The 13,440-nt window shown below is 63.0% G+C and carries 13 protein-coding genes; 8 read left to right on the top strand and 5 right to left on the bottom strand.

All coding sequences use genetic code 11. From position 1 onward, the window contains the following. Nucleotides 1-7 precede the first annotated feature (7 nt). Entirely contained in the window at nucleotides 8-802 is a 795-nt protein-coding gene (locus tag DDIC_RS10515; RefSeq protein ID WP_247647456.1) for an alpha/beta hydrolase, read from the bottom strand. A 110-nt stretch (nucleotides 803-912) separates the two neighbouring features. On the opposite strand from DDIC_RS10515, the gene DDIC_RS10520 reads away from it, so the two are divergent. Then, complete coding sequence (locus DDIC_RS10520; protein ID WP_136400396.1) at nucleotides 913-2,232, top strand: amidohydrolase family protein; 1,320 nt, start codon at nucleotides 913-915, stop codon at nucleotides 2,230-2,232. 80 nt (nucleotides 2,233-2,312) lie between these two features. On the opposite strand, the gene DDIC_RS10525 is transcribed toward DDIC_RS10520, so the two are convergent. The 4 genes from DDIC_RS10525 to DDIC_RS10540 all read right to left on the bottom strand — a co-directional run bounded on the left by DDIC_RS10525 (nucleotide 2,313) and on the right by DDIC_RS10540 (nucleotide 5,862). After that, entirely contained in the window at nucleotides 2,313-2,651 is a 339-nt protein-coding gene (locus DDIC_RS10525; RefSeq protein WP_136400397.1) for an Hpt domain-containing protein, read from the bottom strand. Between the two features lie 264 nt (nucleotides 2,652-2,915). Beyond that, entirely contained in the window at nucleotides 2,916-4,175 is a 1,260-nt protein-coding gene (locus DDIC_RS10530; RefSeq protein ID WP_136400398.1) for an amidohydrolase family protein, read from the bottom strand. Between the two features lie 13 nt (nucleotides 4,176-4,188). Then, entirely contained in the window at nucleotides 4,189-5,055 is an 867-nt protein-coding gene (locus DDIC_RS10535) for a YitT family protein (RefSeq protein ID WP_136400399.1), read from the bottom strand. 9 nt (nucleotides 5,056-5,064) lie between these two features. Then, nucleotides 5,065-5,862 (bottom strand): sulfite exporter TauE/SafE family protein, encoded by a 798-nt coding sequence (locus DDIC_RS10540; protein ID WP_136400400.1) that lies wholly within the window; start codon nucleotides 5,860-5,862, stop codon nucleotides 5,065-5,067. A 303-nt stretch (nucleotides 5,863-6,165) separates the two neighbouring features. On the opposite strand from DDIC_RS10540, the gene DDIC_RS10545 reads away from it, so the two are divergent. The 7 genes from DDIC_RS10545 to DDIC_RS10575 all read left to right on the top strand — a co-directional run bounded on the left by DDIC_RS10545 (nucleotide 6,166) and on the right by DDIC_RS10575 (nucleotide 13,362). Then, nucleotides 6,166-7,122 (top strand): aspartate carbamoyltransferase catalytic subunit, encoded by a 957-nt coding sequence (locus DDIC_RS10545; RefSeq protein ID WP_136400401.1) that lies wholly within the window; start codon nucleotides 6,166-6,168, stop codon nucleotides 7,120-7,122. Next, nucleotides 7,119-8,378: a dihydroorotase gene (locus DDIC_RS10550; protein WP_136400402.1), complete on the top strand. Its 1,260-nt coding sequence runs from the start codon at nucleotides 7,119-7,121 to the stop codon at nucleotides 8,376-8,378. Before DDIC_RS10545 ends, DDIC_RS10550 begins: the two co-directional genes overlap by 4 nt. 30 nt (nucleotides 8,379-8,408) lie before the next feature. After that, a complete protein-coding gene (locus DDIC_RS10555) occupies nucleotides 8,409-9,869 on the top strand; it encodes an NAD-dependent succinate-semialdehyde dehydrogenase (RefSeq protein ID WP_136400403.1) in 1,461 nt (486 codons plus the stop codon). A 20-nt stretch (nucleotides 9,870-9,889) separates the two neighbouring features. Next, nucleotides 9,890-10,792: an AmmeMemoRadiSam system protein B gene (gene amrB, locus DDIC_RS10560; protein ID WP_136400404.1), complete on the top strand. Its 903-nt coding sequence runs from the start codon at nucleotides 9,890-9,892 to the stop codon at nucleotides 10,790-10,792. A 296-nt stretch (nucleotides 10,793-11,088) separates the two neighbouring features. Next, nucleotides 11,089-11,415: a hypothetical protein gene (locus DDIC_RS10565; RefSeq protein ID WP_136400405.1), complete on the top strand. Its 327-nt coding sequence runs from the start codon at nucleotides 11,089-11,091 to the stop codon at nucleotides 11,413-11,415. Beyond that, nucleotides 11,408-12,202 carry an ABC transporter ATP-binding protein gene (locus DDIC_RS10570; protein WP_136400406.1) on the top strand — a complete coding sequence of 265 codons (795 nt, stop codon included), beginning with the start codon at nucleotides 11,408-11,410 and terminating at the stop codon, nucleotides 12,200-12,202. The genes DDIC_RS10565 and DDIC_RS10570 overlap by 8 nt, the downstream gene beginning before the upstream one ends. Continuing rightward, entirely contained in the window at nucleotides 12,199-13,362 is a 1,164-nt protein-coding gene (locus tag DDIC_RS10575; protein WP_136400407.1) for a SufB/SufD family protein, read from the top strand. Before DDIC_RS10570 ends, DDIC_RS10575 begins: the two co-directional genes overlap by 4 nt. Nucleotides 13,363-13,440: the final 78 nt, after the last annotated feature.

Consider the following 13,440-nt stretch of genomic DNA (forward strand, 5'->3'; position numbering starts at 1 on the left):
CAAATTTCTATATACGCTGCGGCCCGATCTTGCAAGCCTTTCCGGCTGCCAGCCCGCTGGCAAAGCCAGCGGCAATGGCCGCAACACGCCGGGAGCTTTCGGCGTGGGTGGCGGGCAAATGTCCACCGTGGGGGCTGCTCACCCGCAAGATATGCACCCCCACCTCTCTTGAGCCGCAGTGCCCGGCCAGATAAAAGGCATTGAACGGCGGGCACACGCCGTCGCTTTGCAGCTGAATGACGCACAAAGGCGCGGCGAGCCTGCCAAGCCCGGCCCGGATACGCTGTTGCGCCAGTTGCATCTGGCGCAGATGGCGGTACGAACACAGGGTTTCGTGCCCTTGCCAGGGGGCCGCTGTGCGGCTGGCCGCCGAACGGCAAGGTACGCGCCGCACCGGCTGCAGACGGTTCCATACCGGCAGCAGCGGGATGCGCCAGTCAGCAGCAAAAAAGGGCAACGGGCGCCACAAAAACAGCGGCGTGGCCAGCAGCAGCAAGCCCATGGGTTGAGGCGCAAGGCCCTTTGCCGCCTCCAGGGCCAGATCAAGCGCCAGCAGCCCGCCCAGCGAATAACCGCCCAACAGCACCGGCCCGAGGTCGCACTGCGCGGCATAGGCCGCGCGGGCGCACTGCAGCCACTGACTGTACGAGCTTGACAGATAGTCGCTCTCCGTGGCGGCATGCCCCGGCAGCACCGGGCAGACCGTTGCATGACCAGCCTCAATGAGGGCGTCGGCCACGGGCCGCACCTCAAAGGGGCTGCCCCCCAGGCCGTGCAGCAACAGGCAGCGCAAATCTTTCACGTTCACCATCCGGCGCGGCCCGCTCTTGCCAAGCGCAGGCCACGGCGCTACATCTGAAATCTCGCGTCAATACACGCATTATCAAGCCAAAACCGTCAGCGGAGAAACGCATGCGCCACTGCGACACACTGCTCCACGCCGCCTGCATCGTCACCCAGGACGAGCAGCGCCGCGTTATCGAAAAAGCCTCACTGGCCATTGACAAAGGGCTGGTGGCCGATGTGGGCCCCACCGCCGAGATGGCCCCAAACTGGCAGGCCGACAAGGTTCTGCACCTCGAAAACATGCTCGTTCTGCCGGGCCTCGTCAACGCCCACACCCACGCCGCCATGACCTTTTTGCGCGGTCTGGCCGACGACATGCCGTTGATGGACTGGCTCAACCAGCGCATCTTTCCTGTGGAGCAAAAGCTCACGGCCGAGCTGGTGCGCCTAGGCAGCCTGATGGGCTATGCGGAAATGCTGCGCACCGGCACCACCGCCTGCGTGGACATGTATCTTTTTGAATCGGCCGTGTTTGAGGCAGCAGAGACCGCAGGCCTGCGCTGCCTGGGCGGCGAGGCGGTTTTTGCCTTTCCTTCGGCGGCCTTTCCCGGTCCGGAGGCGGCCCTCGACGCCACCCGCGCCCTGGCGGAAAAATACCGTGGGCACGACCGCCTGCGCGTGGCCGTAAACCCACACAGCGTCTACACCACCACCCCTGAGATTCTGACCGCCTGCCGCGACCTTGCGCAGGAGCTTGCCCTGCCCCTGCACATCCACCTGGCCGAAACCCCCTCTGAAACGCAGATATGCCTTTCGGCCCAGGGCAAGAGACCCGTGGAATACTGCCGCAGCCTTGGCCTGCTGGATGTGCCCTGCACCCTTGCCCACGTGGTGGATGTGACCTCGGCCGAGCTTGACCTGCTGGCCCAAAGGCAGGCCGTTGTGGCGCACAACCCGTCGTCCAACATGAAGCTGGCCTCCGGCGCGGCCCCTGTGACGGCCATGCTGTCGCGCGGCATGCGCGTGGGCCTGGGCACGGACGGCGCGGCCAGCAACAACAGGCTCAACATGTTTTCCGAGATGGGCCGCGCGGCCCTGCTGCACAAGCTCACAGGCCTTGACCCTACCCTGCTGCCCGCCGGGCAGGTACTCGACATGGCCACCATCGGCGGCGCGGCGGCCATGCACGACGACTGCCTTGGCTCGCTGGCCCCCGGCAAGGCTGCCGACTGTGTGGCGCTTGATCTCAGAGAGCCCAACCTGCAGCCCATGTACAACGAGGTGTCGCACCTTGTGTATGCGGCCACAGGCATGGAAAATCGCATGACCATGGTGGGCGGCGAGGTGCTGTATCAGGACGGACGCTTTACCCGTTTTGACTACGCCGCCCTGTGCCAAGAAATGCGCGGCGTGCGCCGATTTGTGCTTGAGGCTTCCGGCGCGTAGGCGGTTGCCGCCAGTCAGCAATGCAAAAGGCCCCTCGTGGAATATCCGCGAGGGGCCTTAAAACTCTGCACAGCACAGGGTTACTGCGTCATGAAGGCATGCATGGTCACAAGAGTATCCATGTGAGCGGCGCTGAAGTGGCTCATGGCGCGGTCTGTGTCCGCACCGGCCTTGACGGCCATCTCGAGCTCAAGCGCAGCGGCGGCCAGCGCCTTGGCCCCCAGATTGGCGGCAGCCCCCTTGGTGCTGTGCACAAGGTTGCGGGCTTCTTCCATATTGCCGCTCTTCAAGGCCTGTAACACCTTTGAGGGGGTGTCGCGCTCAGTTTCAATGAACTTGGCCAGCAGCTTGACGTACATGTCGCGCTTGTTGAGCACTCTGGCGATGGCTTCCTTCCAATCCAAAACTTCCTCGGTCATGTTGTCCTTCTTGGCGCAGGTTAAGAAAAAGCGGCCATGGCCGCTTGCAGATGTCTACGCAGTCGGCGTTCCAAAATCCGGCAAAGCCGCATATGTCCCCAAACGGCGGCGCACCGGCAGGCTGGCGGTAAAAGCCGAATCGGCGTCAGTCTGCTGGGCGAATACTGCCAGCAACAAATTACCCTGACAAGGATTTTATATGCCCAAATCCAGAACAGCATCAGGTCGAGCGACTCTACGATGCCGCGCGCCCCAAGCAAAAAACTAGTAGGTCAGCGTCTCGGGCAGCACGCAAAAATCCGCCGGGCAGCCCTTTTCCAGCCGCCCCGCGCCGCAGCCCAGCAAATTAAGGGCGGCGGCGCTGTTGACAGTAAGCATGCGCACCAGGGCCTCTGGCGGCACGTCCATGGTTTCACGCAGCCACAAGGCCTCCTTGCGCACGTCCAGGTCGCGGTTGGAGGTCAGCCCGTCGGTGCCAAGGCACAGCAAAACGCCGCTTTCCATCAGCTCGCGCACCGGCGCAACCCCAACGCCCAAATTGCGGTTTGAACGCGGGCAGAGGCACAGGGCCGCACCGCTGGCCGCCAGCACTTCCACCTCCTGCGCGTCCAGCTGCGCGCCGTGAACGGCCAGCGTGCCGGGGCCCAGCAGCCCAAGCTTGACGGCATAGGCCAGGGGGCGCAGGCCGGGGGCTGTCCAGTCGGGCGGCAGCACCACGCCGTCATAAAATTCGCGCAACGGCCCGTCGCCAGAGGTCAGCATCTGCGTTTCCTCCGGTGATTCCGCCAGATGGAAAGAAAACACGCGTCCCATGCGGGTGCAGTCCTGACGGGCAGCGGTCAGTATTTCAGGCCCTGTGGAGTACAGGGCGTGCCCGCCCGGAGCGCAGCGCGCCATTAAAAAAGGATCGTCGGCCAGAGCCTGCCTGCACCGGGGCGGCCAGGGGCGCTCGCCATCTGCAAAGGGCGCGCCGTAGCCGAACCATTCGCAAAAATGGCTCGCCGTCAACCCAGCCTCGTTGCAGGCCGCATCGGCCAGTACCGTGCCGCCAGGCAGGGAGCCGGTAATGTTGCCCACGTACAGCGTGCCGTAGAGGGCCAGCGAGGCGCAGGCGTTTTCAACGGCATCAGTCCTCGGGGCCGCGCTCAGCAGGGGCACAAGACTTTGCAGCCATGCGGTAAATCCCTTGCCCCAGCGGGTTTTTTCCGCCAGGTGCGAGAGTTCCAGATGGGTGTGGGCATTGACGCAGGCAGGCGCCAGACACACAGCCCCCACGTCGCGCACCAGCGCCCCTGCGGGCAGCCGCGCCTGCGACCACGGCAGCACGTCTTCCACCAGACCGTCGCGCACCAGCAGTACGCCGTTGTCGATTTTTTTCAGCGGGGCAAAAAGGCGGGCGGCACGGGCGGGGCCTTCACCGGCAAGGGTCAGGATGCTCTTGGCCCTGATGGCCAGCACGTTGTCCATGGGGTCGGCGGCGGCAGATAATCCCGTCGCTGAGGATTCCGTTTCTTCCTTGTTCATGTGACCTCCGCCGTCAACGGCCGCTGCGGGCAAACTGGCCGCCGGAGACGTAGAACGTATTTTCCACAATAAACAGGGCGCGCGCGTCAATGCTGAACACCAGGTTTTCCAGCCTTTTCAGCGCCACATTGTTGGTGACGGTGAGCAAAATTTCGCGGTCCGAGCCGGAATAGGCCCCCTTGCCGCGCACAAGCGTTGCGCCAAAGCGCTCGGTGACCAGGATAGCCTCGCTGATTTCTTCGCCGTGGTCGGAAATGATCATCACAAGCTTGCGCCGGTTAAAGAGCCCCAGCACATACTCCAGCGTGTGCGCCGAAATAAACATCATCAGCATGGAGGCCACAATGCGGTCAAGAGGCATGCGCGACGCCGCCGTGAGAAAAAGCAGGCAGTTGAACATAAAGTTGAACTGCCCGATGGGCACGTTCCAGCGCTCTTTGAGCAGCACGGCGACCACGTCGGTACCGCCGCTGCTGCCCATGGTGCGCAGCATGATGCCGCAGGCCGCGCCGTGCAGCACGCCCCCCACCACAGTGGCGTAAACCTCGCTATCGATGGGGATGGTAAAGGTGATAAAAAGGCTGCACAGGGTAGTGCACAGGGTTCCGTAGGCCGTATAGAGCAAAAAACGCTTGCCCACCCAAAACCAGCCCATGGCGTAGACGGGCACGCACAACAGCGAATACCAGACAAGCGGCGTCAGCGTCTCCGTCCAGTACCCCACAAGCAGCGACACGCCCATGACTCCCCCGGAAAGGAAGCCATGGGGCGCTGCCACGCTCTGTATGCAGATGGCCATAAGAAGCGACCCCAGCGTGAGCCAGAGCAGGTTCCAGACGACAGATTCCGCCAGTGCCTTGTTGTATGCGTGCAACTTCATGGGGTCAGGTTACAACAGGCCCCAGACCATCTTCAAGGCCACAAGTATCAAAAAGCAGGCAAAACCTTTTTTAAGTTTGCCGGCAGGCAGTGAATGCGACAGCTTTGCGCCCAGCGGCGCGGTCATAAAGCTGGCCGAGGCGATGCCCAGCAGGGCCCACAGGTTTACAAAGCCCAACGACATGGCGGGCAGGTCGGGCCGGCCCCAGCCGCCCACAATAAAGCCCAGCGTGCCGGCCACGGCAATGGGAAAGCCGATGGCGGCCGAGGTGCCCACCGCGTGGTGCAGCGGCACGTTGCAAAAGGTCATAAACGGCACGGAAAGCGTACCGCCGCCAATGCCCACAAAGCTCGACACAAGGCCGATGACGCCGCCCACGCCTGCGGTGCCCAGCTTGCCGGGCAGATCGCGGCTGGCCGGGGGGCGATAGTTGGAGAGCATCTGCGCAGACACAAACAGGATAAAGCAGATGAAGAATATTTTAAGGAACATGGTGGGCATGTGGGTGGCAATAAGCCCGCCAAAGAACGTACCCAGCAGAATGCCGGGGGTGATGGCCTTGAATATATCCCAGTGCACCGCGCCGCGAGCGTTGTGGGCGCGCGCGCTGGAGACGGACGTTATCATGATGCTTGCCAGCGACGTGCCCAGCGCCATCTGCTGCACGTACTGGGCCGGTACCCCCACGGTGGGGAAAATGGCCACCATCATGGGCACCAGCACAATGCCGCCCCCGACGCCCAAAAGACCGGCCAGCACGCCAGCCACAGCGCCGCAACAAACGTAGACCACGAGAGACAAAAGCATACTGTTCTCCTCAATGAAGATGCTTGCTGCCACGCGGTCAAAAAGCCTTTTGACGCAGCACGGCACGCCCTACAACTAGACAATGGCCCCCCAGGCGTCAACAGACTTTTTGCTTTACAAACCGCCAAAGCGCGTCTAAGTTTTGAACTTATGAAGTACAACGCCCGCATGCGCAGTTTTCTATGGCAGGGCAAGCACAGTGCCCCCGGCCTTCCTGATTTTTTTTGCATTTGCAGGCGTATTTCCATTTTCCCCGTTGTATAAGCAACGGGGATTTTTTTTACCTTTTTACCACGCACCGTCATGAACACCGACAATCGCTACCACTGGCCCCACAAAGACCTGCTGGACGTCACCCAACTGAGTGTGCAGGATACTATGCACCTGCTGGATGTGGCCGCCAGCTTTCAGGAAATTAACAGCCGTCCGGTCAAAAAGGTACCCACGCTCAAGGGCAAGACCGTGGTGCTGTTTTTTGTAGAAAACAGCACCCGCACCAAGACGTCCTTTGACGTGGCGGGCAAGCGCCTTTCTGCAGACACCTATTCGCTGGCCAAATCGGGCTCGAGCCTGAACAAGGGCGAAAGCCTCAAGGATACGGGCCTCACCCTGCAGGCCATGGGGCCGGATGTCATCGTTATCCGCCACCCCAGCAGCGGCGCGGCGCGCTTTCTGGCGGAGCTGCTGCCCTGCGGCATCGTCAACGGCGGCGACGGCTGGCACGCCCACCCGACCCAGGCGCTGCTCGACTGCTACAGTCTGCGCCATGCCTGGGAAAACCGCTTTGCCGGCCGTACCCTGCTGATTTTGGGCGATATTGCCCACAGCCGCGTGGCCCGCTCAAACATGCACCTGCTCACCATGCTGGGCGTCAAGGTGCGGCTGTGCGCGCCGCGCACCCTGCTGCCCGCCGGGGTAGACCACTGGCCCGTGGAGATTTATACTGAGCTGGACAAGGCAGTGCGCGACGTGGACGGCGTTATGTGCCTGCGTCTGCAGCTCGAGCGCCAGCAGGCGGGCCTTTTGCCAGATCTGGCGGAATATTCGCGCCGTTTCTGTCTTGGCACGCGCCAGCTGGCCCTGGCCATGCCCGACGCCAAGGTGCTGCACCCCGGCCCCATGAACCGTGGGCTTGAAATTTCCAACGAAATAGCAGACGCCCCCGCAAGCCTGGTGCTCAATCAGGTGGCGGCGGGCGTCGCCACGCGCATGGCCGTGCTCTATCTGCTGGCCACACGCAACGACGGAGTACGCGCATGAGCCTCTTGATAAAGAACGCGCGCCACCTTGGCGCCCCTGTTGACCTGCTGGTGCGGCACGGCAAAATTGTCACCATGACCCCGGCAGGGCACAAAACCTACGACAGCCGCGAGGTTTTTGACGCGCAGGGCCTTATGCTCATGCCCAGCTGCACCGACGCCCACGCGCACCTGCGCGAGCCCGGCTTTGAATACAAGGAAGACATCGCCTCCGGCCTGGAGGCCGCAGCGCGGGGCGGCTTTGCCACCATCATGTGCATGGCCAACACCAGGCCCGTCAACGACTCGGCAAGCGTCACGCGGGCCATGCTCGACAGCGCCCGCAAAAGCCATCCGCAGGGGCCGCGCCTCTGCCCCATTGCCGCCGCCACCGTGGGCCTCAAGGGAGAGGAAATGTCCCCCCTCGCGGAGCTTAAGGATGCGGGCTGCGTCGCTGTTTCCAATGACGGCCGTCCGCTCGAAAACGCCGAGCTTGTGCGCCGCATCATGGAATACGGCGCCGACCTTGACCTTGTGCTTATCGACCACTGCGAAGACCCGCACCTGGCCAAGGGCTGGCGCATGCACGAGGGCGTAACCAGCGGCCTGCTGGGCGTTAAGGGCCAGCCCGCCGCAGGCGAGGCCAACCAGGCCATGCGCGACATCATGCTGGCGGAGTACCTGCAGATTCCCGTGCACATCGCCCACGTTTCCGCCGCGCTCACCGTTGACTGCATCGCCTGGGGCAAGGCCCGGGGCGTCAAGGTGACCGCCGAAACCTGCCCCCACTACCTGCTGCTGGATGAAACCGCCCTTGAGGGATATAATACCCAGGCCAAGGTCAGCCCGCCCCTGCGCACCGCCGCCGACCGAGAGGCCCTGCGCCGGGCAGTCAAGGACGGCACCATTGATATTCTGGCCACAGACCACGCCCCCCACGCCGCCCACGAAAAGGAAGGCACCCTGGACGACGCCATGTGCGGCTTTACCGGGCTTGACCTTGCCGTGAGCCTGACCTGGGGTCTGGTGACCGAGGGCGTACTGAACGAGGCGGACCTGCACCGGCTGTGGAGCCAACGTCCGGCGGAGATATTCAACCTGCCACGCAACGGATTTGCCCCCGGCGACCCGGCGGACTTTTTTCTGTTTGACCCGGCGGAGACATGGGTTCCCAGCCCGCAAAATCTTTATTCCAAAAGCTGCAACACGCCATTTTTGGGCAAGCCCCTGCAGGGCAGGGTCAAACACCACTGGATTGGCGGCCAGCAACTGTTCTGACGCCCGCAGGGCGCATGATCAGGAGTTTTTATGTACCGTATTCTGCACGATCAGGAGCTGTTTCGCACCCAGTGCCTCATCAACGGGCGCTGGTGCGATGCGGCCGACAAAAGCGTTGTCGAAGTGGTCAACCCGGCCAACGGCAAGCAGCTGGGCACGGTGCCAAACTGCGGCGAGGCCGAAACCCGGCAGGCCATCGAAGCAGCGCAGGCGGCCTTTGGGATCTGGAGCGCCAGAACTCCCCAGGAAAGGGGAGCCCTGCTGCACGCCTGGGAGCGGGCCATTGCTGAAAATATCGAAGACCTCGCCCGCCTGCTTACCCTTGAAGAAGGCAAACCCCTGGCCGAAGCCAGAGGCGAAATTTTGCAGGGAGCGTCGTACTTTCCCTGGTTTGCCGAGGAGGCCCGCCGCTTCAGCGGCGACGTCACCCCTGTGTACCGGCACGGAGTGCAGGCCCTGACCCGCCACGCCCCGGTGGGCGTCGCCGCAGCCATCACGCCGTGGAACTTCCCCATGTCCATGATTCCGCGCAAGGTGGCCCCGGCCCTTGCGGCGGGCTGCACCATGATCGTCAAGCCCGCCAGCGCCACGCCATACAGCGCGCTGGCCATGGCGGAGCTGGCCATGCGGGTGGGCATACCCGCCGGTGTGTTCAACGTCGTTACCGGCAGCGCCAGCCGCATCGGCAAAGAAATTACGTCCAATCCGCTGGTGCGCAAACTCAGTTTTACCGGCTCCACCGCAGTGGGGCTGCAGCTGGCAACCCAGTGCGGGCCGACGCTCAAACGCCTTTCCATGGAGCTGGGCGGCAACGCCCCCTTCCTGGTGTTTGACGACGCCGACATGGATAAGGCCGTGACCATGGCCATGGGCTGCAAATTTCGCAATGCCGGGCAAACCTGCATCTGCGCCAACCGCTTTTTGGTGCAGGGCAGCGTGCTGGACGAATTCACCACAAAACTGCTTGACCACATCAGCGCCCTGCGCGTGGGCGACGGCCTCAAGCCGGAGACCGACATGGGGCCGCTCATCAACGCCGAGGCGGTGGCCCATGCCGACGCGCTGGTCAGGGACGCGGTGGAAAAAGGCGCGCAACTGCTCTTTGGCGGCAAACCGCACAGTCTGGGGGGCAATTTTTACGAACCCACCCTGCTGCTGGGCCTGACGCCCGAGATGCGCATCTTCCGCGAAGAAATATTCGGCCCGGTTGCCGCAATCATGCCCTTTGACGACGAGGAACAGGCCGTGGAACTCGCCAACGACACGGAGTTTGGCCTCGCCTCCTACGTCTGCACCCATGACATGCCCCGCATCTGGCGGCTGTTTAACAAGCTGCAGTACGGCATGGCCGGCTTTAACGACGCGGGGCTGGCCGCTGCGGAAATACCCTTTGGCGGCGTGAAGTTTAGCGGCGTGGGCCGCGAGGGCAGCCGCGAGGGACTTCAGGAATATATGGAAACCCACTATGCCCTGCTGGGCGGGCTAAACTGACGCGCCCGCAAGGAGTAACCATGCCCGAACGTGCACCTGTCGTTGCCGGGCGCTTCTACCCTGCCGCTCCTGACGAGCTGCAGACGGAAGCAAGGTCATGGCTTACAGCTGGCAAAACCTATGCGGCCACAGCGCCCCTTGATACCGGGCGCAGCCCTTCGGCGAGCCTGCGCGGTTTCATGCTGCCCCACGCGGGCTATGCATACTGCGGCAAGGTACTGGGCGCTGCGCTGGCAAGCCCATGGGAGGGAACCACCGCCGGGGCCTGCCTGCCGGAGCGGCTTGTTATTCTCTGCCCCAACCATACGGGCAGGGGCGCGCCGCTGGGGGTCTGGCCCGAGGGCGCGTGGCGCACGCCGCTTGGCAACGTGCCCGTGGATGCCGCAATGGCTGCAGCCCTGTGCGGTGCTGGCGGCTTTGAGCCAGACCTGCAGTCGCACCTTGACGAGCATTCCATCGAAGTGCTGCTGCCCTTTTTGCAGTGCCTGCCCCCGCCGCATGGCAAAACCGGCGCGCTACGCAGCATCACGCCCGTATGCGTGGGCACCATGCAGCATGACGCGCTGCTGCAGGCCGGGCTGGCCCTGGCCGAGGCCCTGCGCCAGTGCGGGCAGCAGGGTGCGGGCGTGGGCGTCATCGTAAGCTCGGACATGAACCATTTTGAAGATCAGGAATCCACCATGCACAAGGACTCTCTGGCGCTTTCGCAGGCCCTGGCCTGCGACCCCGAGGGCCTGCTCGCCGTGGTGCAGCGCAACCGCATAACCATGTGCGGCGCCGCCCCCATGGCCCTGGCCCTGTTTGCCGCCCACGCTCTGGGCGACCCATGGGCGGAGCTGTGCATGTACGACACCTCGGCCACGGCATCGGGCGACACGCGGCGCGTGGTCGGCTATGCGGGGCTGCGCTTTGGCCTGAACTGAGCCTTGCGGCAGGGCGCTCAGCACCTTGCCACCAAGATATGCGGCAGCGGACCACAACCCGCTGCCGCCTTTTGCTGCCGCCAGACGACGCGACATCCGCGAAGATCTGTCCGGCTGCATTTTTTGCTCAGCCGGGGCGCACTGCCCTGCGCCGCAAAATGCCCGTCAACGCTTGAACTTTTCACCCTGCCCGGCTGTTGCTCTCATGCAAAGGGATGCAACTGAAACCGCCGCATCTCTGGACAGGGGGGGGCAAGTTTGCCACTATGCGGCATCACAAAACCAAGGGGATTACCATGGAAGTGTGCATTGCCTATCTGCATGGCAAACCGGTCATGCTTGAGCTGCGGGACGGCATAGCCTATCTCAACAATGAGGCCCAGCCCATCAAATATCTTAGCGAAGAAAGGCTGCAGGAATTCAGCGACTCCATCCGGGCCATTCCGTACACCGCCGATGCGGGCTACGAAGCGCTGATCAACGCCAAGCGCGCGGCCTTTATTGTTACGCTGCTCGGCAGCGCCGTGGGCGAAGAATGCGTTTCGCTGCTGACCCATATTCTGGACCATGTGCACTATGACGTGCTGGAGTTTCTGGGCGAGACCGGAGAAGAAGATGCTTGAAATCCGCGATCTGCATGTTTCGGTCAAGGGCACGCCCGTACTCAGGGGCATTAACCTGCACATCCGCCCTGGCGAAACATTTATTCTTTTTGGCCCCAACGGCTCGGGCAAAACCACGCTGCTCATGACCCTCATGGGCTTTGCTGGGTACGAGGTCACGCAGGGGCGGATCATCTACAAGGGTACCGACATCACCAACGCGCCCATGTACGAGCGGGCGCGGCTCGGCATAGGCATGTCGTTTCAGCGGCCCCCTACCATCCACGGCCTGCCTACGGGCAAACTGGTGGAGCTGTGCGGGCGCGGGCGCAAGCTGGACATCGAGGGCATGGCCCGCAAGGTGCATTTTGACCACTTTCTTGCGCGCGACGTGAACGCGGGATTTTCCGGCGGCGAGATCAAGCGCTCGGAGCTGCTGCAGCTCATGGCCCAAAAGCCCGATCTGCTGCTGTTTGACGAGCCGGAATCGGGCGTGGACCTCGAAAACATGGCCCTTGTGGGCAAAACCGTACGCTTTCTGCTTGACGGCATGCCCGAACGATGTTGCGCCACGCTTGCGCAGCGCGAAAAGGTGCGCTCCACAAGCGGTCTCATCATCACCCACACCGGCCATATTCTTGAATACGTCAACGCCCACCGGGGGCAGGTCATGTATCAGGGCAAGCTGTGCTGCGAGGCGCGCCCCCGCGAAATTCTCGACCACATTGCCACCCACGGCTATCAGGAATGTCTGCGCTGCCTCACCGGCGACATGCTTGGCAAAATTGCGGAGGCGCCCCTTAAATGAGCTCTGTAAATCTCTCCCGCTTTCAGTTTAGCGGCGGCGAAAACGCCGCCCCCATCGAAAACCTTGCCTCCCTGCCCCGCGAAGATCAGGAACGCCTGGTGCTGGCGGGCATCGACGTGAACGACAATACCGCCAGCGGCGCGTTCATGCAGCTCAACCACGCAGGCGTGCACTGCGAGACGCGCCATGAGGGGCTTGACCTCATGGACATTCGGGCGGCGCTGAAAAAATTTGACGGTCTGCCCCGCTATTACTGGCAACTGCTCAATCCTGAAAAGGACGAATTTACGCGCATGGCGCAGGAGCACTGCAACGGCGGCTACTTTGTGCGGGCGCGCAAGGGCGTTAAAATCGCCCAGCCCGTGCAGTCGTGCATGTTTATCAAGGGGCACGGCGCTGGCCAGAGCATCCACAACATCGTGGTGGTTGAAGAAGGCGCCGAGCTGCACATCCTCGGCGGCTGCGCCACCGCCCACGAAGCCAGGGATGCCGCCCATCTGGGCATTACCGAATATTATGTGGAAAAGGGCGGCAAACTCACCTTTACCATGATCCATAACTGGGGCGACAGCACCACCGTGCGCCCCCGCTCCGCCGGTATTGTGGAGGCGGGGGGCGAGTTTCAGAACAACTACATTCTGCTCAAGCCAGTGGGCGACCTGCAGATGTACCCCACCATGAAGCTGGCCGGGGCCGGAGCCGTGGCCCGCTTCAACTCGGTGATCGTTGCTCCCACAGGCTCGCATGTGGACTGCGGCAACCGCATAGACCTTGCGGCCCCTGAAACACGCGGCGAGATCATCTCGCGCGTGGTCACCACGGGCGGCACGGTCATCAACCGGGGTTTTATCGGCGCTTCCGCCGCACCCGCCAAGGGACACCTTGAATGCAAGGGGCTTATTCTCGGCGGCGGGCGCATGCATGCCATCCCGGAGCTGGACAGCAACCAGGCCGGCGTGGAGCTTTCGCACGAGGCGGCTGTGGGCAAGATCGCGCAGGAGGAAATTGAATACCTCATGGCGCGCGGTCTGGACGAGGACGAAGCCGCCGCCACCATCGTGCGGGGCTTTTTGAATGTGGACATCATGGGCCTTCCCGCCCAGTTAAAAAAAGCCATGGACGAGCAGATATCCCGGCTTGAAGCGGGCAACGCCATGTAACAGCGGCCTGCTCCGGCCCGCCCGCAAGGGCTGCCAAAGCAATCTGCAGCACTGCCACGCGGACGGCTCAGGGGCAGC

Source organism: Desulfovibrio desulfuricans, assembly GCF_004801255.1.
Taxonomy (GTDB): domain Bacteria; phylum Desulfobacterota; class Desulfovibrionia; order Desulfovibrionales; family Desulfovibrionaceae; genus Desulfovibrio; species Desulfovibrio desulfuricans_C.

Excerpts from the sequence above, each read along its gene's own strand:
- DDIC_RS10555 (WP_136400403.1), top strand. The coding sequence starts at position 8,409 with ATGTACCGTATTCTGCACGATCAGGAGCTGTTTCGCACCCAGTGCCTC.
- DDIC_RS10575 (WP_136400407.1), top strand. The coding sequence starts at position 12,199 with ATGAGCTCTGTAAATCTCTCCCGCTTTCAGTTTAGCGGCGGCGAAAAC.
- DDIC_RS10545 (WP_136400401.1), top strand. The coding sequence starts at position 6,166 with ATGAACACCGACAATCGCTACCACTGGCCCCACAAAGACCTGCTGGAC.
- DDIC_RS10550 (WP_136400402.1), top strand. The coding sequence starts at position 7,119 with ATGAGCCTCTTGATAAAGAACGCGCGCCACCTTGGCGCCCCTGTTGAC.
- DDIC_RS10570 (WP_136400406.1), top strand. The coding sequence starts at position 11,408 with ATGCTTGAAATCCGCGATCTGCATGTTTCGGTCAAGGGCACGCCCGTA.
- DDIC_RS10540 (WP_136400400.1), bottom strand. The coding sequence starts at position 5,862 with ATGCTTTTGTCTCTCGTGGTCTACGTTTGTTGCGGCGCTGTGGCTGGC.
- DDIC_RS10525 (WP_136400397.1), bottom strand. The coding sequence starts at position 2,651 with ATGACCGAGGAAGTTTTGGATTGGAAGGAAGCCATCGCCAGAGTGCTC.
- amrB (WP_136400404.1), top strand. The coding sequence starts at position 9,890 with ATGCCCGAACGTGCACCTGTCGTTGCCGGGCGCTTCTACCCTGCCGCT.
- DDIC_RS10530 (WP_136400398.1), bottom strand. The coding sequence starts at position 4,175 with ATGAACAAGGAAGAAACGGAATCCTCAGCGACGGGATTATCTGCCGCC.
- DDIC_RS10520 (WP_136400396.1), top strand. The coding sequence starts at position 913 with ATGCGCCACTGCGACACACTGCTCCACGCCGCCTGCATCGTCACCCAG.
- DDIC_RS10535 (WP_136400399.1), bottom strand. The coding sequence starts at position 5,055 with ATGAAGTTGCACGCATACAACAAGGCACTGGCGGAATCTGTCGTCTGG.
- DDIC_RS10565 (WP_136400405.1), top strand. The coding sequence starts at position 11,089 with ATGGAAGTGTGCATTGCCTATCTGCATGGCAAACCGGTCATGCTTGAG.